Origin of the sequence: Paenibacillus pabuli NBRC 13638, assembly GCF_001514495.1 — a bacterium.
Classification (GTDB): Bacteria; Bacillota; Bacilli; order Paenibacillales; family Paenibacillaceae; genus Paenibacillus; species Paenibacillus pabuli.
On sequence record NZ_BCNM01000032.1, the window covers coordinates 31,741 to 56,432 of the forward strand.

Sequence of the window (24,692 nt, forward strand, 5' to 3'; positions counted from 1 at the left end):
TTATGCAAAATGCTCACCTATGTGAATGATATCGGATCAGCACTCAAAATGCCAGAACCCGTTACAATCCAGCCTTCTTCGCTGCCTGCCAGTATTGCTCCATTTCATCGATATTACTGTCTGACGGAGTTCTTCCCTGTTCACGCAGACGGTCCTCGATATATTGGAAACGCTGAACGAATTTCCGATTGGTGGCGGCAAGCGCCTCCTCCGGGTCCGTATCAATGAATCTGGCGACATTGGCAGCTGCAAAAAGTAGATCGCCCAGCTCCAACTTCCGTTCTTCCGCAGACTGGTTATGCTGCACCGCTTCTTTTAGCTCAGCCAGTTCTTCTTCGATCTTGGCAAAGACACCTTCCACATCGTCCCAGTCGAAACCGACCTTGGCCGCTTTCTTCTGCAATTTATATCCTTTCATCAAAGCAGGCAAGTCACGGGGAATACCATCCAGGATGGAAGTCTTCTGCAGGTCCTGTCCTTTACGCTTTTTCTCCTCTGCCTTCATCTGTTCCCAGTTTTGCAGCGCCTCATTCGCATCCTCTGCCTGCTGTTCGCCAAATACGTGCGGATGACGGAAAATAAGCTTGTCGTTCAATCCTTCAATAACGTCGTACACGTTGAACGTGCCAACCTCTTCTTCCATCTGGGAGTGAAGCAAAATCTGTAACAGAAGATCACCCAGCTCCTCCTTCATGTGATCGGGGTCATCCTCATCAATGGTTTCAATGACTTCATAGGTTTCCTCAATCAGATTTTTGCGAATTGATTGGTGGGTCTGTTCCTGATCCCATGGACAGCCGCCTGGACTGCGGAGGATATTCACGATTTCATGCAATCGTGCGAAGGAACGTCGACGTAGCGCGTCATCCGTATTTTTTGGCACATAGATCAGTGATAGATTACCATACCCTTCAATACGGTCCAGTTCATGCAGTGGTACCTTGTGAATGATCTCCTGCCCCTGTACACCCAAGGCATGTCCAACAAATACCGGATAATCGTCAGGATAAACGTCCATCAGGCACAGTTTGACGTCGGAAGCGGTAAACACATCATAGACTTGCCCGATCAAGGTATGCAGCTGGGGTTGCACCAGTTCCGTGTTCAGACTACTGGCATCTAGAAGCTGAAAACCTTCAATGGGATCGAACCCCAGACGAATGAATGCTTCATCCAGAAAACTCTCTCCACCCATGACACGCAGCGAAATGCCCATCTGGGGGCAGCGCTCTTTCAACAGGCGTACACTCGCTTCTGCGACCATAGGATGCCCTGGCACGGCATAAACGATCTCGGTACCTTGTTCACCCGTGCGTGCGGCCTCGATCAGCCGGTCTGCAATTTCATCGTAGACTTCGGGAAAAGAAGCTTTAGCCTCGTAGATGGCATCGAATGATGTCATCTCCAGTCCTTCCTGCTTCAGATCATTCACCACGGGGTGATCCAGTGTGCGCACATACAGCGTAGCTGCGTGTTTCATTTTTTTAATAATTCCTACTGTCAGCTGGTCTGCATCTCCAGAACCAAGACCAACTACTGTCAAAGCTGCACTCATCTTTGTAAGCCTCCATCCGAACCATCCTGTTCCGACCTCCCCCAACCCTATAAATTCGATTGTGGATGGGCCATGAAGCAGAACGGCGCTCTATAATTACACGTATTATACCAGAATCAGGCGATATCCTATAATTGTAATGGCATTGACACGGTTTGACTCATTCAAACTCTGCTGCTCTGCTTTAGCATGTGAGAGCCGGGTTGAATGGGGGCGTAACGCTAAGTGTAGCAGCGAAAACGCGGGTTTAGCGCAGCACACGCAGTCTGCGCAGCAGCTTGGCCAGAAGCGGCCCCAGCTTGGGCACGGCCGCCAGCTCTGCGGCGGTCAGCAGTCCCGTCCGGGCCGCGGCCAGCACGAACACGGCCGAGCCTGCGGCTACGCCAAGCAGGCTCACGCCCACCGCGGCCAGCCTGCGATCGGCCGCGATCCCAATGCCGCCGAGTGCTGCTTCGGCGGCCCAGGCCGTGCCTGCCGCCGCCAGGCTCATGGCGGCGATGACCAGCGCCGGCTTCGCCAGGACGGCGCCGGGGGCTGGGCGCATGGCGGTGAGACGCGCCAGCAGCGCCACATTCAGGCCAGCCGCCAGCATATAGGCGACTGCTCCGGCCAGAGCCGCGCCGCTGATGCCCAGCGTCGGCACAAGCAAGACGTTCAGCAGCGCCTTGACGCCTGCGGCGGCCAGCATGCTGAACGCGGGTGCGCGTACGGCGCCGAGGCCCTGCAGCAGCGCCGCCGCAATGATGCTGACGGTGCTGCCCGCAGCCATCAGCGCCATGTACCGCAAAGCTTCGGTGCCTGCGGCATCCCCGTACAGCATGCGGTTAATTGGCTCAGCCAGCACCGCCAGACCCGCGGACGCCGCCAGGCCGATCAACCAGAACCAGCGCAGCGCAAGGCCTGCTTGCTGTCTCACGGCTTCCGGCCCGCCCTTAAGCCGGGCTTCGGCCATTGCCGGAATAAAGAGCACCGATAATGACGTGGCAAGCATCGTCACCAGCTGAACTAACGGCAAGCCCCGATTGTAAACCCCGAAGGAGACCATGGATTGGAGCTCATCCAACCCTTCTCGTCTTAACAACCGGGGTACCGTGAAGGTATCCACTAGATTCATCAATGGCACGGCCAGTGATCCGAGACAGACCGGAATGGCATAGATCAGCAAGGTTCTAATCCATTCGCGGTTGGAACGCCGTTCCACAAACGGAAGGCTGCTCCCCCCGCTTGGGTGTTCTTTGGTTTGCTCCATCTGCTCAGCTGCCTCAGCGTCAATCTTAACAGCGGACGGTTCCCGATATTTCCGTCGATGACGGTACATGTAGCCAAGCATGGCGACTAACCCGGCAATGCCTCCAGCCACCGAACCAAGCATGGCCCCAGCAGCAATGGTCTCCATCGAAGCATCCCGTCCCATGAGCCATAGTAACAGTACGATCATCACCGTCACCCTGACCAACTGCTCCACCACCTGGGACACCGCTGTAGGCACCATTTGCTGCAAGCCCTGAAAGTAACCCCGTAACCCTGTCATCACCGGTACAAACAACAATGCCATTGAAGCCGCCCGAATGGACGGTACGACACTCCCGTTTCCAATCAGATCTCCAATAAGCGGTGCGCCTATATACATCAACAAGGCCAGCGCCAGTCCAATTCCACCGAGCAGCATCGAGGACAAGCGTATAACCCGTCTGCCCTCCTCCGGTCGGCCAAGAGCATTCTGCTCGGCTACGAATTTGGATACAGCGACAGGCAGCCCGGCAGCAGCAATGGTAATGATGAGCATATAGAACGGGTACACCGTGTTGTAGATACCAAAAACCCCGTCTCCGCCCAGATTTTGCAGCGGAATCTTCTGAAAGGCACCAATGATTTTGGATATTATAGCGGCAAACCCAAGCACAAATGCGCCCTGAAGCAACCTTGAGCCCGTAGACGACTGTTTCATATGTCCCTCCTGCGTATGTCCGTTCGTTCAGTTCGTTCAACGTATACTTAGCTATTATACCTGTCCATAGGCACTCAAACTAACCCATCAGGTTTTCCAGACTACGGGCCCTCCATTAGTCCTTCCACGGTTCCCCTAAAACGCAAAAACTCCTGTATGCCTCAGGGCACCAGGAGTTTTTGCGTTTTATTGTTCCATCTGTTTGCCAAGGAATCCGGCAGCTGTCTCAGACATTTTAACTTCCATTTGAGACATTTTCACCGATTCATCCTTGTTGAAAAGGATTACCGTTCCGATAGGATCGCCACCGGAGATGATCGGGGCAATAACAAAAGAAGATAACGTCTCGTCATGATCTTTGCTAAGCTCATAAGAACCATTATTGGTCTCGATCATCGTCTTCCGGTTCTCCATACAACTTTCCACCAGTTGACCCACCTGCTTGTCCAAATACTCTTTCTTGGAGCCACCTGCCACCGTAATGATGGTATCACGATCAGAGATCATGGTAACGTGGCCTGTGCTTTCATACAGCGATTCTGCATATTCTTTGGCAAAATCACCAAGTTCGCCGATCGGCGAATATTTTTTAAGAATAACCTCTCCATCGCGGTCCACAAAAATCTCCAGTGGATCGCCTTCACGGATACGTAACGTACGGCGGATTTCTTTTGGAATGACCACACGACCGAGGTCATCTATACGGCGGACAATACCAGTAGCTTTCATTTCACATGTTGCCCCACTTTCTCGAGAAGATTTTTCAACTACTGTTCCTTAATGGGTAGAGGAAAGTCCCAGAACGTTTAGTGTGATATCTTGACCATAGTATTCATCTGTTCCCATTTCCTTATACATGATTTGGAGAATATAGTTGTGTCCATTCTGCAGAAGGAGACCATATACCCATTTCGCAGCCCCAAATACAAATAAGAAGCAAGAAGGAGGCCCTAAGACCTCCCCTTGCTTCTCTGTATGGTTGTCCAAATTCCAATCGTTCCAGATTTCATTAAAACAAAATTGAATCTTGAACGTTTACGCCTTCGGTCTTATTTTCCGCTTGTGTCTGTACCTTCACCTGTTGTTGCATCCTTATCGGTTCCAGTTGTTCCTTCATCCTTTTTGGTATCTGTACCTTGGGTGCTATCCGTTTTCGTGTCGGTTTTGCCACCTTCCGTACCTGTACCGGATGTGCCTTCTGTTTTGCCTTCTTCAGCTTTATCTGTTTTCGGCAATTTCACTTCTTTAACAATTTTGTCCAATTCGCTGTTCATGAATGTGTCGATCTCGGCAGCAGCCAATTGACTTTTCAGCGTTTCTTTCTGCTCATCCGTCAATTTGCTGTAATCGGCTTCCGTACGGGACTCCACTTTCATAACGTGGTATCCGTATTCTGTTTCAACAGGATCGCTGATTTTGTTCAACGGCAATGTTTTGGCAGCTTCCTTGAAGGCATCTACCCAATTGGCTACAGGTGTATTTTCATATAAGCCGCCTTTTTCTGCGGAACCTGGATCTTCAGAGTATTTTTTCGCAATTTCAGCGAAATCAGCTCCGCCATCCAATTTTGCTTTCACTTCTTTTGCAATTTTAAGAGCATCTTCTTTCTTACGATCTTTTTGCGTTTTTGGATCTTTGAAGTTAATCAGTACGTGTCGAACGGAAGCGGTTGTAAACTGATCTTTGTTTTTCTCAAATTCAGCCTTAATTGCATCTTCATTAACACCAGTTTCTTTATCCTTGATTACAGTCATGATGCGAGTCATATAATCCTTGATGTTCTGATCGGTTAAATTCTGAGCTTTTTGCATCTCAGTCCATTGGTCCGCTTGAACAGAAGCTTTCATTTTGTCGAATTGTTCTGTTGCTGTTTTGGCACCAGCAGTTTTGGCTTCCTCACTTGCTTTTCCACTCAAATATTCATATGCAACTTCCTGTTTCACCAGGTATTCCTTGAAATCATCCATATCCATCATTTGTGCATATTCCGGATAGAGGAATTTCATGACGCGTTGCTCCATGTCGAATTCATTGGCTGTAATGGTTCCGCCCTCATACGTAGCGACTACAGCACTTGTATCAGTCTTTTCCGGTGTTTTTGCTTCTTCTTTCTTGCCACATGCAGCAAGCAGTGATAAGGACAGTACTGCGACCATACTCACAGACAGTACCTTCCCTACTTTTTTATACTTTGCTAACATCCTTTAGTTCCCCCTTTGATTTAAAAGCACTTTTCATGGACTCCAGAAATTTCTCTACCAGCTCCATCATTTGCTTGTCCCCAAGCCCTTTGCCTTTGACATGTATAAGCATATGGGGTCCTTGTTCAAATTGTACACGTCTTTCGAACTGATTTCCAATGTGTGCAATTTTCGAGAGCTCAAAAGCATGTTCACGGCCTTCATAGAACTTCACCGTAAGGTCATCTCCTCGTTGAGAGATCGACTCTATGCCGTAGATTTTGCCATAAACTTTCAGTCTGGCAACAGCCAGCAGATTGATTACAGCTTCCGGAAGATCACCGAATCGGTCAACCAATTCGTCTTCCAGTTCCATCGCATCGTCGAAGGAGGCAATAACCGCCACTTTTTTATAAATTTCAATCTTCTGAATGCTGTCATAGATATAATCTGACGGCAAGTACGCATCAATACTGAGATCCAGTGTGGTGTTCCACTGATCGGATGGCACCGGCTCTTCACCGAGCATCGTAACTTTACGTTTATTGATTTCCTCTGCAAGCATTTGAGAATATAGATCGAACCCGACGGACGCAATGAAGCCGTGCTGCTCTGCTCCGAGCAGATTACCCGCACCGCGAATCGACAGGTCACGCATCGCGATCTTGAATCCTGAACCCAGTTCAGTGAATTCCTTGATCGATTGCAGACGTTTCTCGGCGACTTCGGTCAGTACTTTATCCCGTTGGTAGGTGAAATACGCATACGCAATCCGGTTGGAACGACCCACTCGCCCGCGCAGCTGATACAACTGGGATAGCCCCATTTTGTCCGCGTCATGTACGATCAGGGTGTTTACGTTAGGAATATCCACCCCGGTCTCGATAATGCTTGTACTGACGAGCACGTCGTATTCCCCGTCCAGGAAGTCTAGAATGGTTTTCTCCAGCTCTGTTTCCGACATCTGGCCATGCCCCACACCGACTTTCGCTTCAGGCACCAATTCAGAGATCTCAGCAGCCATCTCCTGAATTCCCTGCACCCGGTTATACAGGTAGTAGACCTGACCGCCACGGGCCAATTCACGCTCAATGGCTTCGCGGACGAGCGCCTGACTGTGTTCAACCACATACGTCTGCACCGGGAAACGATTCTCGGGAGGTGTCTCAATAACCGACAGATCCCGAACGCCAAGCATGGACATGTGAAGGGTACGCGGAATCGGCGTCGCTGTCAGTGTCAGCACGTCCACGTTTGTTTTCAGCTTTTTCAGTTTCTCCTTGTGCGTTACACCGAAGCGCTGCTCTTCATCCACAATTAACAGGCCAAGGTCTTTGAAGACTAGATCCTGTGACAACAAACGATGGGTACCGATGACGATATCGACGGTGCCTGCCTTGATGCCTTTGGCCGTCTCGTTCTGTTCTTTACGTGAACGGAATCGGCTAAGTACATGAATGTTGAATGGATATCCGGAGAAGCGTTCACGGAACGTCTCATAATGCTGCTGCGCCAAAATGGTTGTAGGCACCAGTACAGCAACCTGTTTCCCCTCAATAGCAGCCTTAAACGCAGCACGAATAGCAACCTCGGTTTTACCGTAACCGACGTCTCCACACAATAAACGATCCATTGGGCGGTTTTGTTCCATATCTTTTTTGATTTCTTCGATTGCACGCACCTGATCACGTGTCTCATCATAAGGGAACATGTCCTCGAACTCCTGCTGTTCCGCAGAATCTTTGTCGAAACCAAAACCTTTTGACGTCTGGCGTTCCGCATAAAGCTTGATTAGATCATCAGCAATATCCTGTACAGATGTGCGGACTTTATTTTTAACTCGCGTCCACTCATTGCCGCCCAGCTTATATATCTTCGGCTCTTTCTCTTCGGAACCGACATATTTCTGAATCAGATCAATCTGCTCAATCGGTACAGACAGTTTGTCTCCACCTGCATAGAGAATATGCATGTAGTCCTTGTGAATACCGCCAACCTCAAGTGTGCCGATCCCGAGATACTTACCAATCCCGTGATTCTGGTGAACGACATAATCGCCCACTTTCAGCTCACTATAGGACTTAATTCGTTCAGCATTGTCCACATTGCGAATCGGTTTGCGCACTTTGCGCTGCTTCTGTGAGAACATCTCGCCTTCGGTAACGACAGCCAGATGAATAGAAGGCATTTCAAAACCCGTTTGCAAGTTACCAATAAGCATTTCCGGCTCAGGGATATCATAGTCCATGAGTACCCGGCGCATCCGATCGAGTCTTTCCTCACCGTTAGCCAGCATGAGCACCTGAACTCCGGCTTTCTGCCAGCGCTCCATTTCTGCTTTGAGCACATTCATCTGACCATGGAAGTCCTGCATGCCACGGCTGATAAAGTTGAGGATATTCTGCGGCTGGGTATGAGGAACCTGACGTAAAAAGATGGACATAAACAGCGTCTGGAATGGACGCTCATATATCAGATCATCGCCATCCGCTGATAGATGCAAGTCAGGAAGTGTTTTCCCGTTTTGCATCAGATGCAGATTCCACTCCGACTCATCCCGGTCCAACTGTTTGGATGTCTCTGCGAGCCTTGCTGGCTCGTCGAGAACAAGCAAGGTATCTTCCGGCATGTAGTCGTAAATCGTTTTATTTTCCGGATAGAGCGGTGAAATATATTTATACATTTCGGAGAAATACACATGCTCCCGCAAAAGTTCAATCTCCCGATGAATTTCTTCACGCAGACGCAGCTTCGCCTGCCGATCGGTCATCTTCTCCAGCTGTTGGTCAAGCAAAATAACGGCTGCATCCGCAGCCTTCTCCATACGTTCCCGATCTGCAATTAGTTCTTTGCACGGCAGTACCGTGACTTCTTCAATCCGTTCAATGGAACGTTGATCCGCTGGGTCGAAGGTACGAATGGAATCAATCTCGTCGTCGAACAGCTCCACTCGATATGCGATGGACGATGTGACAGGATAGAAATCAATAATTCCTCCGCGAACACTCATCTCACCACGTGATTCCACACGCTCCACTCGTTCATACCCGAGCTTCACCATCTCCAGCAGGAATGAATCCAACTCAAGCGTGCTGCCCTGTTTAATTGTAATTTGGGCATTAGCCATAACTTCCGGAAGCGGAACATAACGCCGTACCCCGGAAAATGGAATAACAACAACGCCCCTAAATCCCTGGGCGCAGCGGACTAACACATCAATACGCTGACCCAATGTTTCCGGACTGGAAACAGCGGCTTCAGCGGCAACAAGCTCATTGGCAGGATAGAGCAGTACCTGATCAGGTGAAAGCGCTTCCTGTAAATCTTCTGCAATTTTTTGCGCGGAAAACATATTGTGTGTCACAACGAGCAGCGGTCGGTTCATTTCCTGATGTAGGGCAGCCAGCATAATCTGACGAGCCGAGCCAGATAAGCCCGAAACCAATTGCTCTTTCATGCCGGATGTAATCCCGGCCGTAATGGACCCGAAGTCCGGATCTTTGGAAAAAGCCTGTATAAGTGCTTGTAACAAAAGGGGCACCTCTCTTATAACTTACTTGAGTATCTCACGCCTGCGCGCAGGTTCACCAATTTAAAATTGGATACATATTCCTTTTTGTCCTGTTTCATCATAAAGGATTCATCGCTGCTTTGCCACATCCGTTTGATGTGGCTCGACCGCAATTTGGGTACAGACTACTTTCATTCCAACTGAAAAGAAGCCTCAGCAGGCTGCCAAGGCTATAAAGGTGGAGCGGTATTCCGCAGCCCCCATCATCTGTCATCGTTTCTTGCTGCATCGCGAGCTACTATTGGAGCGGACTCGCAAGCAGACTGAGCTCAGGGTTAAGCTCCAGAGCTTCCTTGCAATAATCACATGTAATCCGGACGGTAATATCGCCACCGGAATTATACGCTATTATATCCCTCCGCTCGTCGGGGGTCAAGAAATGAAAGCCCAATTGTGCTTCCGTTATCCGGGTAGAATCGATTCGTCCAATAAAAGTACGGCAATGCCTGCATACATAATTCACTGACATGTTTATGCCTCCTGAACATGGTTTATACGTCCAGTATGCCCATTAAGACTGAATTGAACCCGTATCCTGATCATTTTTCCAGTGTCACTCGCCGCAATTCATCCATTGAATTTGGCCATTGTTTGTTCAAACGTGTGATCCAGACTATACTCTAATGCATCGCAGGTCTGTTCAATCGTTTGATCGAGTGCTTCCTTTTCATTCTTCATAAACTTTGACAGCACATAGTCTACAATGGCATGTCCCGGTTCAGGTCTGGATATTCCCATCCGTACCCGGTTAAACTGCTGTGTACCCGTATGCTGAATAATGGATTTGATTCCATTATGACCACCTGCACTGCCCTGGTAACGCAATCTGACCTTGCCTGTTTCCGTGTCCATATCGTCATAGACAACAATCAGATCTTCCAGACTAACTTTATAAAAATCCATATAGGCCCTTACCGATTCACCGGACAGGTTCATAAATGTCATCGGTTTAATCAGCACGGTTTTGACACCGGCGATTACCCCTTCTCCAATCAGCGCCTTGCACTTGCTTTGCGTAACCGAAATGCCATGGCGATCTGCCAGTCGATCGAGTGCCATAAAACCAATATTATGACGGGTTTTGGCGTAATTCGGGCCCGGGTTCCCGAGGCCGACAATCCACTTCATCTCGTTCCCTCCTTTGGATCAGCGTAAGGTGAAGCATAGACTTCGATTGTTATATTTCATATAATATCAACAAAGTGAGATTCAAATTGATTATATAATTTGAACGATTATTACACCTAATCACTCCGATTGCAGTACCATCTTTCGATCGCTCTTATCCCCAGATTTTCTTTATTCCCTTAATCCAAGGGTAAAATCCGGTGATAAAGGCGCACGCTCCGCTTCTTCAGATTGGTTCTGCACTCTCCGTTTTGGTGTAAACGTCAGTTTCAACTTATATAGTGTTTACAGTTTTTATTCATCAACCCAGGAAGGTGAGCGGGTTTTGCGCGAAGACAACGGACAACTGACTCAACATAGCGATTTTATCTATCATCTGGAATATCACGTACCTGTACAGGTATATGACCGCGACACCCATATTGAAATTGGACTTATCACCCGTTTCGATAATCAATTTGTCGAAATTGCCGACACTCTTTTTCATCGGCGCAGGTTCCGGTTTATCTCCCGCCCCGGGTACTAACCATATAAGTTGAACCATTGACTATACACTGGATCAATGCGCGGCCAGAATCATCTCCCGATCACTATTACCACAAAGGTTTTTTCTGCCCTCTTCATTATCGTGTAATTTAGTTCAACTTATAGGCCAGGGTCTGTTTCTATCTTACTCAAACGGCACGCCGACAGGGGTTACATTTTCCATTGAACCGGAAAACGTAACCCCTTCTACTACTTTATGCAGACATCCTTATTCAATTTCAAACAGCTTGCTGATTGACAATTCCTCATGAACCCGGATAATGGCTTCTCCGAGCAAAGGTGCCACGGACAACACTTTAAGTTTGCTTGTCGGATTGGCATGCGTAATCGGAATGGTATCCGTAACGATGACTTCCTTCAGTGGTGCATTCTCCAAGCGTTCCATCGCAGGCCCGGACAATACCGGGTGAGTACAACATGCGTATACTTCCTTCACGCCGCCTTCCATCAGAGCATTCGCTCCCAATACAATCGTTCCCGCCGTATCAATGATATCATCGATCAGGATTGCTGTTTTGCCTTCGATGTTACCAATAATGTTCATCACTTCGCTGACGTTCGGCTCTGGACGACGTTTGTCGATAATCGCAAGTGGTGCATTCAGAAAGTCTGCCAGTTTCCGAGCGCGTACTACACCGCCGTGGTCAGGCGAAACAACAACTGGATTTTCAATCTGTTTCGAGCGGAAATATTGAGCCAAAATCGGCACGCCGAGCAGATGATCAACCGGAATGTCGAAGAATCCTTGAATCTGCATCGCATGCAAATCCATTGCGATTACACGGGTTGCACCCGCTTTTTCGATCAAGTTGGCAACCAGTTTCGCTGTAATCGGGTCACGCGAACGTGCCTTACGATCCTGTCTTGCATAGCCATAGTACGGAATAACGACGTTAATTGTCTTGGCAGATGCCCGTTTGAGTGCATCTATCATCACGAGCATTTCCATCAGGTTGTCATTAACCGGCAAGCAAGTTGACTGCACAATGTAGACGTGACAGCCCCGAACACTCTCAGAGAGTTTCACTTGGATCTCACCATCGCTAAAGCTGGTTGTGTGAGATTCACCCATAGGAATTCCGATATAATCAGCAATTTGATGGGCAAGCTTGGGGTTAGAATTGCAAGTAAATATTTTTAATTTCGAATCAAAATAAGTCATAAAATAAAAACCCTCCGTGCTGGTTCATTGGAATCTATAAGCGTCTGCGACATGTCGGCACCTCTCGATGATCGGGAGGCAATCTGAATATCAATACCCCTTATTCGGGTTTGGCATTTTGTTTCTTAGCTTTGGCACGCCCGCGAATTTTCTCCGCATATCCAGGTTTGTTCTCCTGGCGTGGACGGGCAATGGCGAGATCGTTCTCGGGAACAGAGTGGGTAACCGTAGAGCCCGCAACAACATATGCGCCTTTACCTACTGTGACAGGTGCAATCAGATTGACATTGCTGCCTACGAACGCATCATCCTCAATCGTTGTTACAGCTTTATTATAACCATCATAATTCACCGTTATTGCCCCGCATCCAACATTTACATTTTTCCCTACTTTGGCATCCCCAATATAACTGAGATGAGATACTTTGGAGCCTTCATCAATTGTAGCATTTTTCACTTCGACAAAGTCACCGATTTTTACGTTACGGCCCAGTTTGGTACCTGGACGCAGATAAGCAAATGGACCTACGGTTGCTTCCGAGCCTACTTCTGCCTGTGACAATACAGAATGCTTAATTGTAACCCCATCCTGAATGATACTGTCTTCCACATCAGCCTGAGGGCCAATATGGCAAGCTTCTCCAATGGAAGTTGTGCCTTTGAGTATGGTTCCCGGATACAATACTGTATCTGATCCAATGGTAACATCCGCCCCGATATATGTCGATGCCGGATCGATGATCGTAACACCGTTCAACATATGTTTAACTGCCAGACGTTCACGCATGAACGCTTCTGCTTGGGATAGGGCAAGCCGATCATTAACACCGATGGATTCTGCGATGTCATCCGACATATAAGCTTCCACCACTTCTCCATCATTACGGAAAATGCCGACAACGTCAGTGAGATAATACTCACCTTGAGCATTCTCGTTCGTCACTTTCTCCAGTGCAGCGAACAATTTGGCGTTGTCGAAGCAGTATGTGCCTGTGTTGATTTCGTTCACAGCATCTTCCTGCTCTGTGCAATCCTTTTGTTCAACAATACGTTGTACAGAACCATCTTCTCCACGAATCACGCGACCATACCCTTTCGGATTGTCCAAATGGGCCGTTAGTACCGTTGCCGCTGCTCCGCGACTCTCATGAAGTTTCATCAGACCTTCCAGCGTCTCGCTGGTCACCAGTGGTGTATCTCCACAGACTACAATAGTTGAGCCCGCTTCTCCGCCGAGCAAAGATTTAACCTGCTTTACAGCATGTCCAGTTCCCAGTTGTTCAGCCTGAAGCGCGTATTCTGCTCTGGAACCCAAAAATGACTGCACCGCTTCGGCACCGTGACCGACCACGACGACACTGCGTTCAACGCCTGCGCGAAGAGCTGCATCCAGCACGTGACCCACCATAGGTTTACCGCATACGGGATGCAGTACTTTGTACAATTTTGATTTCATCCGTTTGCCTTGCCCTGCCGCAAGAACAATTGCCATTCTTTTCAAAATTTACGACCTCCTGTTCTGAATACCCCCATCGTTAGACCTTGCCTTTATATATCCGATGAGTATCGTTCAGCCGGCCCTGCGCCGGTCTTGTTCATCGCCTGCTGTCTCTGTAATCACGCGTAACAACGCGGACACCTATGAATCGTGACCTATATGTATACGCCGTGTACCTGCGAGCTTAACCGAATCCCATGATTCCTAAGATGCCGCCCTGTAACCAAGCGCACGCTGCGCTTTTTGTTCTTTCAACATTTTGCAACAATCAGGCTGCAAATGTTCTTCTGTGAATAAACTCAATACTGAATATATCTTATTCCGGTCAAAAAGAAAAGAGAGCCATAAGACATGGCTCTCTTTTCCTTCGAACCCCAATAATGTTCTCAGGCACCTTCTTCAATGACTTCTTCCTCAGTTGCAGCGCGATCATATTCAGTCAATACAGCAGCCTGAATCTTCTCACGAGTACCGGAAGAGATCGGGTGGGCGATATCACGGAATTCTCCGTCAGGAGTCCGCTTGCTCGGCATAGCAACAAACATTCCGTTGTTACCATCAATGACACGAATGTCATGAACGACGAATTCGTTATCGATGGTAATGGATGCGATAGCCTTCATTCTCCCTTCCGAGTTAACACGGCGGAGTCTGACATCCGTAATTTGCATGTGTGTGTTCACCACCTTTTTCCATCAGAACTTGGTGTATAATTCCACACAGCCTATACGAACTCCTTCTTTTTATAACCATAAAAATGTCCTAATTTCAGGAATTTTTTTATTTAATACACAATTCGACAATGTTAGTGCCAGGTCGATGGAAAAGAACCTTTCCCGACATGTCATTCGTCATGATTCTACAGGTCAAAATAGTTGCCAGGTTTAACAGAAATGTGTCTGCTCTTGGCATCGACAGCTGTCAGTTTCGCCAGAGACACATAATCCGTCAGGAGTCTTTCTTCCGAATCGACCGAACCGGATTCTACTAATACCCCTACACCGGCCACCGTTGCATTAAACTCGGCCAATAGGTCGATCATCCCCTGCACAGTGCCCCCGGCTTTCATAAAGTCATCCACAATGAGTACTTTGGAGTGCTCACGCATCGCCCTGCGGGACAGGGACATGGTGTGCAGACTTTTATGAGATCCGGAGACATAATTGATACTTACGGCTGATCCTTCCGTAGCCTGATGGTCCCTGCGCACGAGCACAACAGGCAGGTTAAGCTGGGCTCCGGTCGCATAGGCGAGCGGAATGCCTTTAGTCTCAACCGTCATCACCACATCAATATCCATATTGCCAAAGGCCGTTGCAAAAATCTTGCCGGCTTCATTCATTAATGCGGGCTGTCCAAGCAGGTCGGACATGTACAGGTATTCCCCGGGCAGAATCCGGTCGGGCTGCGCGAGCTGGGTAGAAAGTCGTTCGGCAAAACCGAGTGCCAGTTCTCTGGACACCTTTGGAATCCATTTTACGCCTCCGGCTGCCCCAGCTAGTGTATGCAGTTCTCCCGAACCACCTTCTTCGAACACTTCCTTGATAATCGCCAAATCTTCGCTGATCGAAGATTTCGCAGCTCCATAGCGTTCGGCAAATGTAGTCAACGGAATAACCGTATGCGGTCTCGATAATAGGTACTGCGTCATTTCAACCAGCCTTGCGCTTCGTTTTAATTTCTTCACAGAGATCCATCCTCACGATCACGGAAAACATCCAAATCCGAATAATTATTTAAAAATATACCACCTTTATACGTGTTTGTACATTATAAAAGCGAATTTTAAGTCAGCATGCGTACAGCATAGACTTCTTTACAGAAGCCCCGCAGGCCATTGTAGATCCGTGCAACCTTGGACTCCTTAGAGACCAGACCAAATACTGTTGGTCCACTGCCTGACATTAATACTCCGTCCGCTCCCAGTCGGATCATAGCATCTTTGAGATGCTGAACCTCCGGATATAGCTTCAAGGTCACATCTTCAAGCACATTCCCCATCTGTCCGCACACTTCGGCAAAAGATTGGTTGCGAATGGCCTGTTCCATTTTGGCAGCGCTTGGATGACGAACAATTTTGTCGCTACGGAATCGTCCGTACACATCCGCTGTAGACACATTAATCGGCGGCTTAGCCAGAATGACCCAACATTGAGGGGGATTAGGCATCGGTGTCAGCTTCTCCCCACGGCCTGTAGCGAGTGCAGTCCCTCCAGTGATGCAAAAGGGAACATCCGATCCCAGTTCGGCTCCAAGCTCCTGCAGCTCGTGATCCGGGATATTGAGACGCCAGAGGCGATTCAACCCACGCAGTGTAGCTGCTGCATCACTGCTGCCCCCGGCAAGTCCAGCAGCAACAGGAATTTTTTTGTCCAAATGAATATGGACACCACTCCTCACGTCATACCTTTCTTTGATGAGTCTGGCAGCCTGAAAAGCCAAATTCTTCTCATCCAGCGGAATATAACCCGCCTGACTAGAGATAAAAATGGTGTCACGAGGCAGCTCAGACATCTCCAAACGATCGGCAAGATCGACCATGGTCATGATCATCTCAACTTCATGAAATCCATCTCTTCTTTTATGTAAAACGTCCAGCATCAAGTTAATTTTAGCAGGCGCTTTTTCGTAAATTTTCAAGGCGTTCACCCGTCCTCACCTTTTCCCTAAGACAACTTAACATATTATATCAAAATGGGGCTGTCAAGTCATTTCTATTCCGCATGGATGGGGAAAAAGCGAGGCCATTCCTGCCGGATTGCCCCGCCCTCCAAACCGATGGAACCGGATTACGATTTGCGTGCTGCTTCTTCAGCCATTTGAATGGCCCGTTTCACCATATTGCCCGCATCTTTCGCTTTAATTCCGCCCCAGCCTTCTTGTTGTACGGTGTCATAGAAGCCCAGGTCTTTGGCCAGCTCATTCTTGAGTTCATCTGACATTACACTTCTTCTTCTCCGGCTCATGGGTCGTCCTCCTCCAAATTGGTAAATTCATGATAAGTCCGAATAGGCCTTGCCATTACACCAGGTCAAGTTCATTTCCTTTAAGGCGCTTTTGGAAAACACTCGAACCTGTTCAGATAGTATGCCGCTTCTTCTCCCTGGTCATTCCTGATCATATATGGTTTCACCCTGAATCGAGAGTGATTGTTTAAAATTAAAAAAAGCGATCTGCCCTCAGGGGCAAACCGCTGTAATCCATACTTACGTCTCCATGTAGGAGCTATGCGTCTGGCTGCCTGGATCATATACCATGACTTCCACCGATTCCGTAAGTATATCCGCATAACTGTAAGATACTCGCTTGAATGTTTCTTGCTCCTCATCAAGCTTGACAATAAAAACAGAAGGGTACGTTTCTTCCAATACACCTGTACGCTCAATGGTCTTACGGCGGCCACCATTAGCCCGCAGCATAATTTTCTGACCAATATGTGCGTCGAGATTGCGCTTGATATCCAATAGCGTATTTTTAGCCATTGTAGACGACCACCTCTTTTCTTGTCCATTATACCGGATTTTACAGTCATTGTCAAATCAAAACTAATTATTATATCAGTATCAAAAAGTTGTTGTCAATGAATTTTTTTACGGACAAAAAAAGCCCCTAAACGGGACTTTATTCTGACATCATCAGACAGCAGACGGATTCACTTTTAGCGTAGATAAATCGTTTAATCCCGGCAGGCCTACCCGGTAACTTCCCCGTGTTTCTACGCCGCCCACACCCTGACTACCACTGATCGTGTTATGCAAAATGTCATTCATGTTCACCGTTTCCCGCACCGACGTAAAGGCTGCCTTGGCTGCCACATAAACTGGATCAAGGGCATGAATGAGAATCCTGCCTGGTGAACTGGCAAAGTTCGCTCCAGCCCGCAGCAAGGCTTCAAAGTGCGACTGACAGGCCCCTGCAACAATGGTGAGCGCATCCAGATGACGTTCATATTGCCTTGCCACCTGAATAGCTGCTACAAAATTCTGTGAATTCTTGTAACTGCCCAAGCTATATAAGTCATAAGGCTGACGTGTCTTTAGTACCCCATCATGGCCCGTAATGACGACGATATCTGGACGCACTTTAGGAAGGAGTCGATACAAGGTATCCGCCATCGCTGATTCATGTACATATTGACCCTCTGCGGGAACACGAAGTTGCTCGTAAAGGTTCATGCTTTTCTTTAAATAATTCGGGTCTCCATCCAAATGCAGCACTTTCCCTGGCATCTCGAAATAAGCCGGGTCCTGCTGAACAGACCATTCCTGAATCAAACCTTCACGATTACGTTCTGCCTGTTCCATCCGATTCTGTTGCAGGCGTGAGAGCGTCTGATGCGCCTTTACATGTGCCTGCCGGGTCTTAGCACTCTGCGGTTCAAATGGAACCTGTATCAAATCGTCTACAGGGGAATCAGCCAGCAACCGGAACTCGGTCCCTTTAATGACCGCAGCATCCAACTGAAGGCGTTCCACCCGGAAAGTCACATCTCCACCGTACGACTTCCGAACGACCAAGTCTCCGATATTCATCAACATAATCACCTCTACCCCATCGTATGGGCAGGGACCCGGATTGGTTCATCCGAATTTTACAGCGCTGCGCGTACCCCGGCTTCCCACATCACGGTGCTGAGCGTTGCATATTCCTGCAAGCTTAGGGTTTCCCCCCGCCTTGAGGGTTGAATACCAGCCTGTTCCAGCAGCTGATCAGCCTGTTCTCTGTTCTCCTTCGTAAAGAAGCGGGCTTTCAGATTGTTGGAGATCGTCTTTCTGCGCTGGGCAAAAGAAGCCTGTACCACTTCGAAATAGTGTGCTTCGTCCGGAATCTCCACTGGGGGTTGCTCACGAACCTTTAACTTGATCACAGCCGATTCCACATTAGGCTGCGGAATAAAAACCGTAGGTGGAACGACACAGACCAATTCCGGGATACTGTAGTACTGAACTGCGATACTCAAACTGCCATAGTCCTTAGATCCTGGTGCAGCAGCCATACGTTCAGCCACTTCTTTCTGTATCATGACCACAATGCTATCCACAGGCAATTTCTCTTCCAGCAGCTTCATCATGATTGGCGTCGTTACATAGTAAGGCAGATTGGCTACAACACTCACCTTATCAACTGTAGCAAAGTCCGTGCGGAACAACTCCGCCAAATCCAGCTTCAACACATCTCCGTGATGCACGCGAACGTTCGAATAAGGCTGCATCACTTCGCCCAGAATGGGCAGCAAGCGCTGATCAATCTCCACAGCAGTTACGGGACCGGCAACACGAGCCAGCCGTTCTGTAAGTGCTCCAATACCAGGTCCGATCTCGAGTGCTCCCTTGGTCTCGTCCAAATCAGCTGCATTTACAATTTTGTTCAGTATATTTTGATCGATCAAAAAGTTCTGACCCAGGCTTTTTTTAAATGAAAATCCGTGTCTTTGGATAATTTCTTTGGTTCGTTTCGGTGTTGCGATCTCGATCGTTTCTTCCATGCCCTTCATACGCTCACAATCCTTCACGTTCTATTTGCGATAATGCTTCGGAGAATTCTTCCCTGGTAATCTGAAATACACTGAGCCGCTTGTGAAACTGCTTGCCGTTACAATACCCAATGCCGAGCAAATTACCCATCTCCATACGACGTGCAGCAGCCTGGGGATGCACAATCAGCCCTGCAGCAATGAGATCCTCCCAATCGATCAGACTTGGTGCACCTTCATATGACGTATGTACACGTGCCAGTGCATGACGTATGGCTTCCGGGGAGGCATTCTCCACCCCAATGTCGCCTTTACGCGTGGCATCAGCCTCAGGTATAAAAGCATGCTTGCAACCCGGTACTTTATTGGCAATGATTTTGCGAATCCGTTCACCCGCATGATCCGGGTCTGTCAGTATAATGACACCACGTCTCTCTTGGGCAAGTGCAATCCGCTTTAGAATGCGCTGGTTGATGGCCGATCCGCCGGTCTCAATTGTATCTGCCTGAACCGCCCGTCGAATAGCTACGGTGTCGTCACGGCCTTCCACCACGATCACTTCTTTTATCATGTTCCATTTCTTCCTTTCTAACGCAAAAAGAAGAGGAATATCCTCTTCTCTGCCAAACGGCGGGGAGACTGATATCAGACCCCTCCGCCGCATATTCCGCATGAATCATTCATGCAACTATTTTATAGCATTCCCATTTCAAAGTAAAACGATTTTAGTTCGCTTCCGGCTTCACCGGTCCGATCACATATACCGTCTTGCCTTTCTTGCGTCCGAAGTTCAGGGCATGCTTCACACTATCATAATACACATCAATTTTGTTGCCTTTAATGGCACCACCTGTGTCTTCCGCACGACGGAAGCCAAGGCCTTCGATATACACCCACCAGCCAATTGGAATGACTTTGGGATCAACTGCAATGGTACGTCCCTCAGTTACGCGGGTACCCGATGCGGTTTTTGTACCAATGCCGGGCTCTTCAGAAGAGTATGCCGTCATAGATACATTTTTAAGTACTTTGGAATATTTAAAAGAATTGCCTGAGACGGTAATGACTTTGCTGCCCAAGGCAGCGGTTTTCTTCGAGTTCGTGGTTGTTGCTTTTTTGGTTGTGGAAGTCTGTGCGGATACCGTCTGAATCACCGGCTCTTTCACAACAGGTTTTGCTTTGGTACCAACAGCGATAACTTTATCGACGCGATTCGCTGCAATCGATTTGCCCACCATTTTTTTGGAGACTAATTCTCCATCCTGAAACACCTTTTCAATATGCTGTACAATGGTGCCTTCTTTACCACTCACAACGACGCGATTATCGCCTTTGTATAAGCTAGGGTCAGCCGTTTTGATCACTTTGTAAGCAATCGGCTGTTTCACATCCACTGTACGCTTTGTTACACGCACTACACGGATTTTCATATCCGCTTCAACAGTGGTTCCAAGTGCGGGATACACCTTATCCTCACTTGCAATCTGAATACCTGATTTTTGAATTGCTTCATGTACCGATGAATCGGTTGTATACAGAGTCTTGGTGTCTCCGTCTGCCGTAATATTAACTGGAACGGCCCGCTCAATAACGATGCGATCTCCATCTGCGATTGCCCCGTTCAAGGGCATGGATACCTGATCGTGAGGGCTGACTGTAATTGACTGCTCCTCCAGCATTTCCTGAAGCATTCCTGTACGGGTCTCTACCGCTTGAGCTTTGCCATCAATAACCAGTGAAATTTGTTTCCCGGCCTGACCGTAAACGACTAACAAGATCATGATTGTAAGCGCAATTGAGAAAATCGCGATCAATGCCATTTGACGCAAGTTCTCATGCTTCCACCGCAACGCGAAAGACTTACTGGATGATCGTGACTCATGGGTCTCTTCTGGTTGGAATGTGCCCACTTCTCCGTCCTCCTTCATAGCCTCGCCGTCTTAAGTAACGCATGATGTCTTTGACGCGACTATACCAAATTTTCTACAGAACACAGGTCGGACCAACGTAACCGGTTCTGCACCATGAACCACTCTTCGCAACATGATGTCATCCTCCTGAATACTTACCGTATGATGACTATATTTCTTTTATTCAAAAACAAAAAAGCCAAAGAAAGAGTTTAAGAGGAACTCTTTCGTGGCTTCCGAATGATTTTGAATATCGGAAATTCATGCACGAGGTTGCCTCTCTTTTTCCGCTTGCGAGGTTAGCTGTCGGGTTCGGGCGAAAGAGAGCCGCCCTATCTCCGGTCACCCGCTCATGGCGGACGCCCTTGAATTCACCCCGAGACCCAAAGAAGAAATCAAATACGGCTTCGCAGAAATAATCGCTGTTTTGGGTCAGCGAATATTGCGCATCAGTTACATTCACCGATGTTTAAGCCCTATTGGTTCCCCCGCTCTCCGTTAACGGAGACTCAGCGAGACTGATTCATGAAAGTAATGTTGTTTATCGGAAAGTGTCCCTTTGTTCATCCCCCGAACATCTGTCCAATTTTCCGCACAACAATTCACTGAAAAGATGATATCCTGTTTCTATGCATGTTGTAAAGCGTTGTTCAAGTACGTTTTTCTAAATATTTGGTTAAAATATTGTAATATTCTTGATTTATTTGGGTCAAAAAGCAAATTAACTCCGCCTAACTCACTTTTTCACCCCTTTTGCTCGATATTTTACCGAATTCCAAATCGTTCCATGGCATTTTTGGTGGTTATTGCAGCAATTTCCTCAACCGAAATGCCTTTAATTTCCGCAGCTGCTTCTGCAACCAGACGTACATGCGCTGTCTCATTTCGTTTCCCTCGATACGGGTGAGGTGTCAAATATGGCGCATCTGTCTCAATGAAAAATCGGTCCATCGGAACCTTCTCAAGTACTTCCTTTGGCTGTTTTGCATTTTTGAACGTGATGGGCCCGCCAAAGGAAAGATGAAATCCCAAATCCAGACACATTTTCGCCGTTTCCCAGCTGCCAGAGAACGAATGCATGACACCGCCAACGTCCCCAGCCTTCTCCTCACGTAGAATTTTCACAATATCCTCATGTGCATCCCGATTGTGAATGACAATGGGCATATTCAATTCCCGGGCCAGACCAATTTGCTGTCGCAATACCCGGTGTTGTACCTCTTTTGGAGAAGTGTCCCAGTAATAGTCTAGACCAATTTCACCGATGGCTACCACTTTTTCATGTTTGCATAAAGATGCAATCCATTCCAGGTCGCCTTCTTGCATCGTGATCGCATCCACAGGATGCCAACCTACCGCAGCGTATATAAAATCATAGGTCTCAGCCAGCTTCATCGTAGTTGGGATAGTCTCCCGGTTAAAGCCCACGTTAATCATGCGGCCAACGCCAGCATCTACTGCCCGCTGAATCATATCCTCGCGGTCTTCGTCGAATTGTGGTGCATCTAGGTGAGTATGGGTGTCGAACAACATCATTTTGTATTGCTCCCTTCATGTCGAATAAAAGACTCTCTTTGTTCAAATCCCTCTGCAAATCTTGACCGGTCCTCATTGAAATCAAATTGAATCAAAATGATGTTCTACATTTAACTCCAGTGTTAACGAGTACAACATATAGATAAAAGTTTTTCTTCAGTTCTATATGTTGCTGATTTCAAGCCTTGAGGGTTGTATTCTAATTGCTCATATTACAAAATTATGTCGATCTACATGTACTCCCCATTAAAGCAGATTACTGTATCATGAAAAATAGCTCTTTTAGAAAGCCTTTTGCGTATAGACTCTTGAACAGCTTTACACCTCATTAATGTGAGAAATAGGGGCGTATATGCGAAGGTAAATCATGAATAATGGCATCTACCTTATTTTGCGGATAGTACATGTGATGTTTTCCCCGATGAAGACCACTGATTGACCGGACAATGTCGGATACCTCTGACAACTCATGTAACTTGTCTTGTCGATCCAGCAGTAAAATCTGCTTGTCCGTCGATTCATCTGGACGAAACACATCATACGGATTATCTGTTGGAAAATCAATTTCAAGATCATATTCGGGATTGAGGCCAGCTAGGGTAAATGCTTCCCGAATCTCTTCCATCATGTTCACGTCGATCTGTTCAATCTCTACATACTTATATAATTTGCGATCCATGAAACGTTCGCACAACTCACTTAGAACAGTATCGTCCTCTTTACGCCACTGCATAAATGCCGTCTGAATTAAAGCTTCGTCCAGCTGTAAGTATTCATCCACTGATATCGTTCCATCGAACAACTGGGGCAGTGGATCAATCATGAAGCGGAATTTAAAATCTTGCTGTATAAGACTTTTCGCCCGTTTAAATATTTGCCGCAATATGATTTCCGAACTTCGGGTAACTGGATGGAAGTATATTTGCCAATACATCTGATATCTGGACATCAAGTAATCCTCCACGGCGTGCATACCCGATTCCTTAACTACGATTCTTCCGTGATATGGACGCAGCATACGCAGGATACGGTCAAGGTCAATTGTCCCATAATTTACACCTGTAAAATAGGCATCCCGAAGCAAATAATCCATGCGGTCCGCATCGAGCGGACTGGTGACCAGATTAACAACAATAGGCTGTTCATATGTTTTCCGGATAACCGAAGCCACTTTCTCGGGAAAATCAGGAGCATACCGTCGTAAGATCGCCCCTACTTCGGTATCACCTGTAATGATACGACAGGCCCAATCCTCATGATTCATATCGAACGCTTCTTCTATGGAGTGAGAGAACGGCCCATGTCCAAGATCATGCAGCAATGCTGCGCAAAGAGCAACTGTCTTTTCCTCCTTCGGCCAATCGGAATAATGACTTCTTTCGAATTGAGAAATAATTTTACGCGTAATCTCGTAGACACCCAGGGAATGGGAAAACCGACTGTGCTCTGCCCCATGGAAAGTAAGATAGGATGTTCCCAATTGGCGGATACGACGCAATCTCTGAAATTCGGGCGTATTGATCAACTGCCATATAATCGGATCTTGCACATGGATATAATTATGTACCGGATCTTTAAACACCTTTTCTTCCGTCAAACGCTGTTCCATGTATTTCACTCCTTTAATATCTATTATATTTGTCGCTTTTCAGTATAGCGAACCAATGATTCGACATACTTTGACGAATCGTGTCGAATAAGGTAGTTTTAACGTTTTCCAAATCGACAAAGCTGACATTGATGTTTAAATACGAAAAATTGCTGCCAATCCCTTGCCATCCCTATTATTATAAAAAATAACCTTCATTTTAAGCTAATTTTAAGGTTGACTGTTTTGGGAATCGTTGGTATGATGAGTATCATAAAACATAAAATAATGTCGAATAATGACAATGATAGTTAGCTGAGAGGAGCACTGATTATAATGATGAAATCAACAGGTATTGTAAGAAAAGTGGATGAACTGGGACGGGTAGTTATTCCAATTGAATTGCGCCGTACGCTCGGTATTGGTGAAAAAGATGCTCTTGAGATCTATGTTGACGGCGAGCGCATCATGTTGAAAAAATACGAACCCGCTTGTATCTTCTGCGGCAATGCAGAGAACGTTACTTACTTCAAAGGTAAAATCGTTTGTAACGAATGTATTTCCGAAATCCCTGCACCTGTGACAAAATAAGAAAAA

General features: G+C 47.3%; 22 protein-coding genes and 1 riboswitch. Of the genes, 1 reads left to right on the plus strand and 21 read right to left on the minus strand.

The genetic code is table 11. The annotated features are described in order from the left end of the window. Positions 1 to 61 precede the first annotated feature (61 nt). The 21 genes from yabN to PPA03S_RS29645 all read right to left on the minus strand — a co-directional run bounded on the left by yabN (position 62) and on the right by PPA03S_RS29645 (position 24,116). On the minus strand, positions 62 to 1,555 hold the full coding sequence (yabN, locus tag PPA03S_RS29545; RefSeq protein WP_062329382.1) for a bifunctional methyltransferase/pyrophosphohydrolase YabN: 1,494 nt from the start codon (positions 1,553 to 1,555) through the stop codon (positions 62 to 64). A gap of 247 nt (positions 1,556 to 1,802) precedes the next feature. Next, the gene (locus PPA03S_RS29550; RefSeq protein WP_062329384.1) at positions 1,803 to 3,503 is read right to left on the minus strand and encodes a putative polysaccharide biosynthesis protein; all 1,701 of its coding nucleotides are present in this window, start codon (positions 3,501 to 3,503) and stop codon (positions 1,803 to 1,805) included. Between the two features lie 186 nt (positions 3,504 to 3,689). Further along, entirely contained in the window at positions 3,690 to 4,232 is a 543-nt protein-coding gene (spoVT, locus tag PPA03S_RS29555; protein ID WP_062329385.1) for a stage V sporulation protein T, read from the minus strand. A 320-nt stretch (positions 4,233 to 4,552) separates the two neighbouring features. Then, the gene (locus tag PPA03S_RS29560; RefSeq protein ID WP_062329387.1) at positions 4,553 to 5,704 is read right to left on the minus strand and encodes a peptidylprolyl isomerase; all 1,152 of its coding nucleotides are present in this window, start codon (positions 5,702 to 5,704) and stop codon (positions 4,553 to 4,555) included. Further along, positions 5,688 to 9,215, minus strand: coding sequence for a transcription-repair coupling factor (gene mfd / locus PPA03S_RS29565; protein WP_062329389.1), 3,528 nt, complete (start codon positions 9,213 to 9,215; stop codon positions 5,688 to 5,690). Before mfd ends, PPA03S_RS29560 begins: the two co-directional genes overlap by 17 nt. Before the next feature lie 277 nt (positions 9,216 to 9,492). Beyond that, a complete protein-coding gene (gene fin, locus PPA03S_RS29570; protein WP_062329391.1) occupies positions 9,493 to 9,723 on the minus strand; it encodes an anti-sigma-F factor Fin in 231 nt (76 codons plus the stop codon). A gap of 98 nt (positions 9,724 to 9,821) precedes the next feature. Next, on the minus strand, positions 9,822 to 10,382 hold the full coding sequence (gene pth, locus PPA03S_RS29575) for an aminoacyl-tRNA hydrolase (protein WP_062329393.1): 561 nt from the start codon (positions 10,380 to 10,382) through the stop codon (positions 9,822 to 9,824). A 301-nt stretch (positions 10,383 to 10,683) separates the two neighbouring features. After that, a complete protein-coding gene (locus tag PPA03S_RS33765; protein WP_062329394.1) occupies positions 10,684 to 10,926 on the minus strand; it encodes a hypothetical protein in 243 nt (80 codons plus the stop codon). Positions 10,927 to 11,136: 210 nt separating this feature from the next. Beyond that, entirely contained in the window at positions 11,137 to 12,090 is a 954-nt protein-coding gene (locus PPA03S_RS29585) for a ribose-phosphate diphosphokinase (RefSeq protein WP_017691370.1), read from the minus strand. Positions 12,091 to 12,190: 100 nt separating this feature from the next. Next, positions 12,191 to 13,582, minus strand: coding sequence for a bifunctional UDP-N-acetylglucosamine diphosphorylase/glucosamine-1-phosphate N-acetyltransferase GlmU (gene glmU / locus PPA03S_RS29590; protein ID WP_411835400.1), 1,392 nt, complete (start codon positions 13,580 to 13,582; stop codon positions 12,191 to 12,193). A 392-nt stretch (positions 13,583 to 13,974) separates the two neighbouring features. Then, positions 13,975 to 14,259 (minus strand): septation regulator SpoVG, encoded by a 285-nt coding sequence (spoVG, locus tag PPA03S_RS29595; RefSeq protein ID WP_017691372.1) that lies wholly within the window; start codon positions 14,257 to 14,259, stop codon positions 13,975 to 13,977. Positions 14,260 to 14,447: 188 nt separating this feature from the next. Beyond that, positions 14,448 to 15,275, minus strand: coding sequence for a pur operon repressor (gene purR, locus PPA03S_RS29600; RefSeq protein ID WP_062329397.1), 828 nt, complete (start codon positions 15,273 to 15,275; stop codon positions 14,448 to 14,450). Positions 15,276 to 15,373: 98 nt separating this feature from the next. Beyond that, positions 15,374 to 16,228: a 4-(cytidine 5'-diphospho)-2-C-methyl-D-erythritol kinase gene (gene ispE, locus PPA03S_RS29605; protein ID WP_062329435.1), complete on the minus strand. Its 855-nt coding sequence runs from the start codon at positions 16,226 to 16,228 to the stop codon at positions 15,374 to 15,376. A 149-nt stretch (positions 16,229 to 16,377) separates the two neighbouring features. Then, positions 16,378 to 16,554 (minus strand): small, acid-soluble spore protein, alpha/beta type, encoded by a 177-nt coding sequence (locus tag PPA03S_RS29610; protein ID WP_062329399.1) that lies wholly within the window; start codon positions 16,552 to 16,554, stop codon positions 16,378 to 16,380. Between the two features lie 240 nt (positions 16,555 to 16,794). Next, the gene (veg, locus tag PPA03S_RS29615) at positions 16,795 to 17,070 is read right to left on the minus strand and encodes a biofilm formation stimulator Veg (RefSeq protein ID WP_017691376.1); all 276 of its coding nucleotides are present in this window, start codon (positions 17,068 to 17,070) and stop codon (positions 16,795 to 16,797) included. Positions 17,071 to 17,223: 153 nt separating this feature from the next. Beyond that, positions 17,224 to 18,120 carry a sporulation peptidase YabG gene (yabG, locus tag PPA03S_RS29620; protein ID WP_062329401.1) on the minus strand — a complete coding sequence of 299 codons (897 nt, stop codon included), beginning with the start codon at positions 18,118 to 18,120 and terminating at the stop codon, positions 17,224 to 17,226. A 59-nt stretch (positions 18,121 to 18,179) separates the two neighbouring features. Continuing rightward, positions 18,180 to 19,082 carry a 16S rRNA (adenine(1518)-N(6)/adenine(1519)-N(6))-dimethyltransferase RsmA gene (gene rsmA, locus PPA03S_RS29625; RefSeq protein ID WP_062329403.1) on the minus strand — a complete coding sequence of 301 codons (903 nt, stop codon included), beginning with the start codon at positions 19,080 to 19,082 and terminating at the stop codon, positions 18,180 to 18,182. Between the two features lie 4 nt (positions 19,083 to 19,086). Beyond that, a complete protein-coding gene (gene rnmV, locus PPA03S_RS29630) occupies positions 19,087 to 19,632 on the minus strand; it encodes a ribonuclease M5 (protein ID WP_062329405.1) in 546 nt (181 codons plus the stop codon). Positions 19,633 to 19,786: 154 nt separating this feature from the next. Further along, entirely contained in the window at positions 19,787 to 20,971 is a 1,185-nt protein-coding gene (locus PPA03S_RS29635; RefSeq protein ID WP_062329408.1) for a resuscitation-promoting factor, read from the minus strand. Between the two features lie 272 nt (positions 20,972 to 21,243). Beyond that, positions 21,244 to 21,496: riboswitch (cyclic di-AMP (ydaO/yuaA leader) on the minus strand. Positions 21,497 to 21,736: 240 nt separating this feature from the next. Beyond that, on the minus strand, positions 21,737 to 22,507 hold the full coding sequence (locus PPA03S_RS29640) for a TatD family hydrolase (protein WP_174532172.1): 771 nt from the start codon (positions 22,505 to 22,507) through the stop codon (positions 21,737 to 21,739). A gap of 328 nt (positions 22,508 to 22,835) precedes the next feature. Then, positions 22,836 to 24,116: an HD domain-containing protein gene (locus tag PPA03S_RS29645; RefSeq protein WP_062329410.1), complete on the minus strand. Its 1,281-nt coding sequence runs from the start codon at positions 24,114 to 24,116 to the stop codon at positions 22,836 to 22,838. Between the two features lie 315 nt (positions 24,117 to 24,431). Here PPA03S_RS29645 and PPA03S_RS29650 point away from each other — a divergent pair, with 315 nt between their 5' ends. After that, on the plus strand, positions 24,432 to 24,686 hold the full coding sequence (locus PPA03S_RS29650; RefSeq protein WP_024633700.1) for an AbrB/MazE/SpoVT family DNA-binding domain-containing protein: 255 nt from the start codon (positions 24,432 to 24,434) through the stop codon (positions 24,684 to 24,686). Positions 24,687 to 24,692 lie beyond the last annotated feature (6 nt).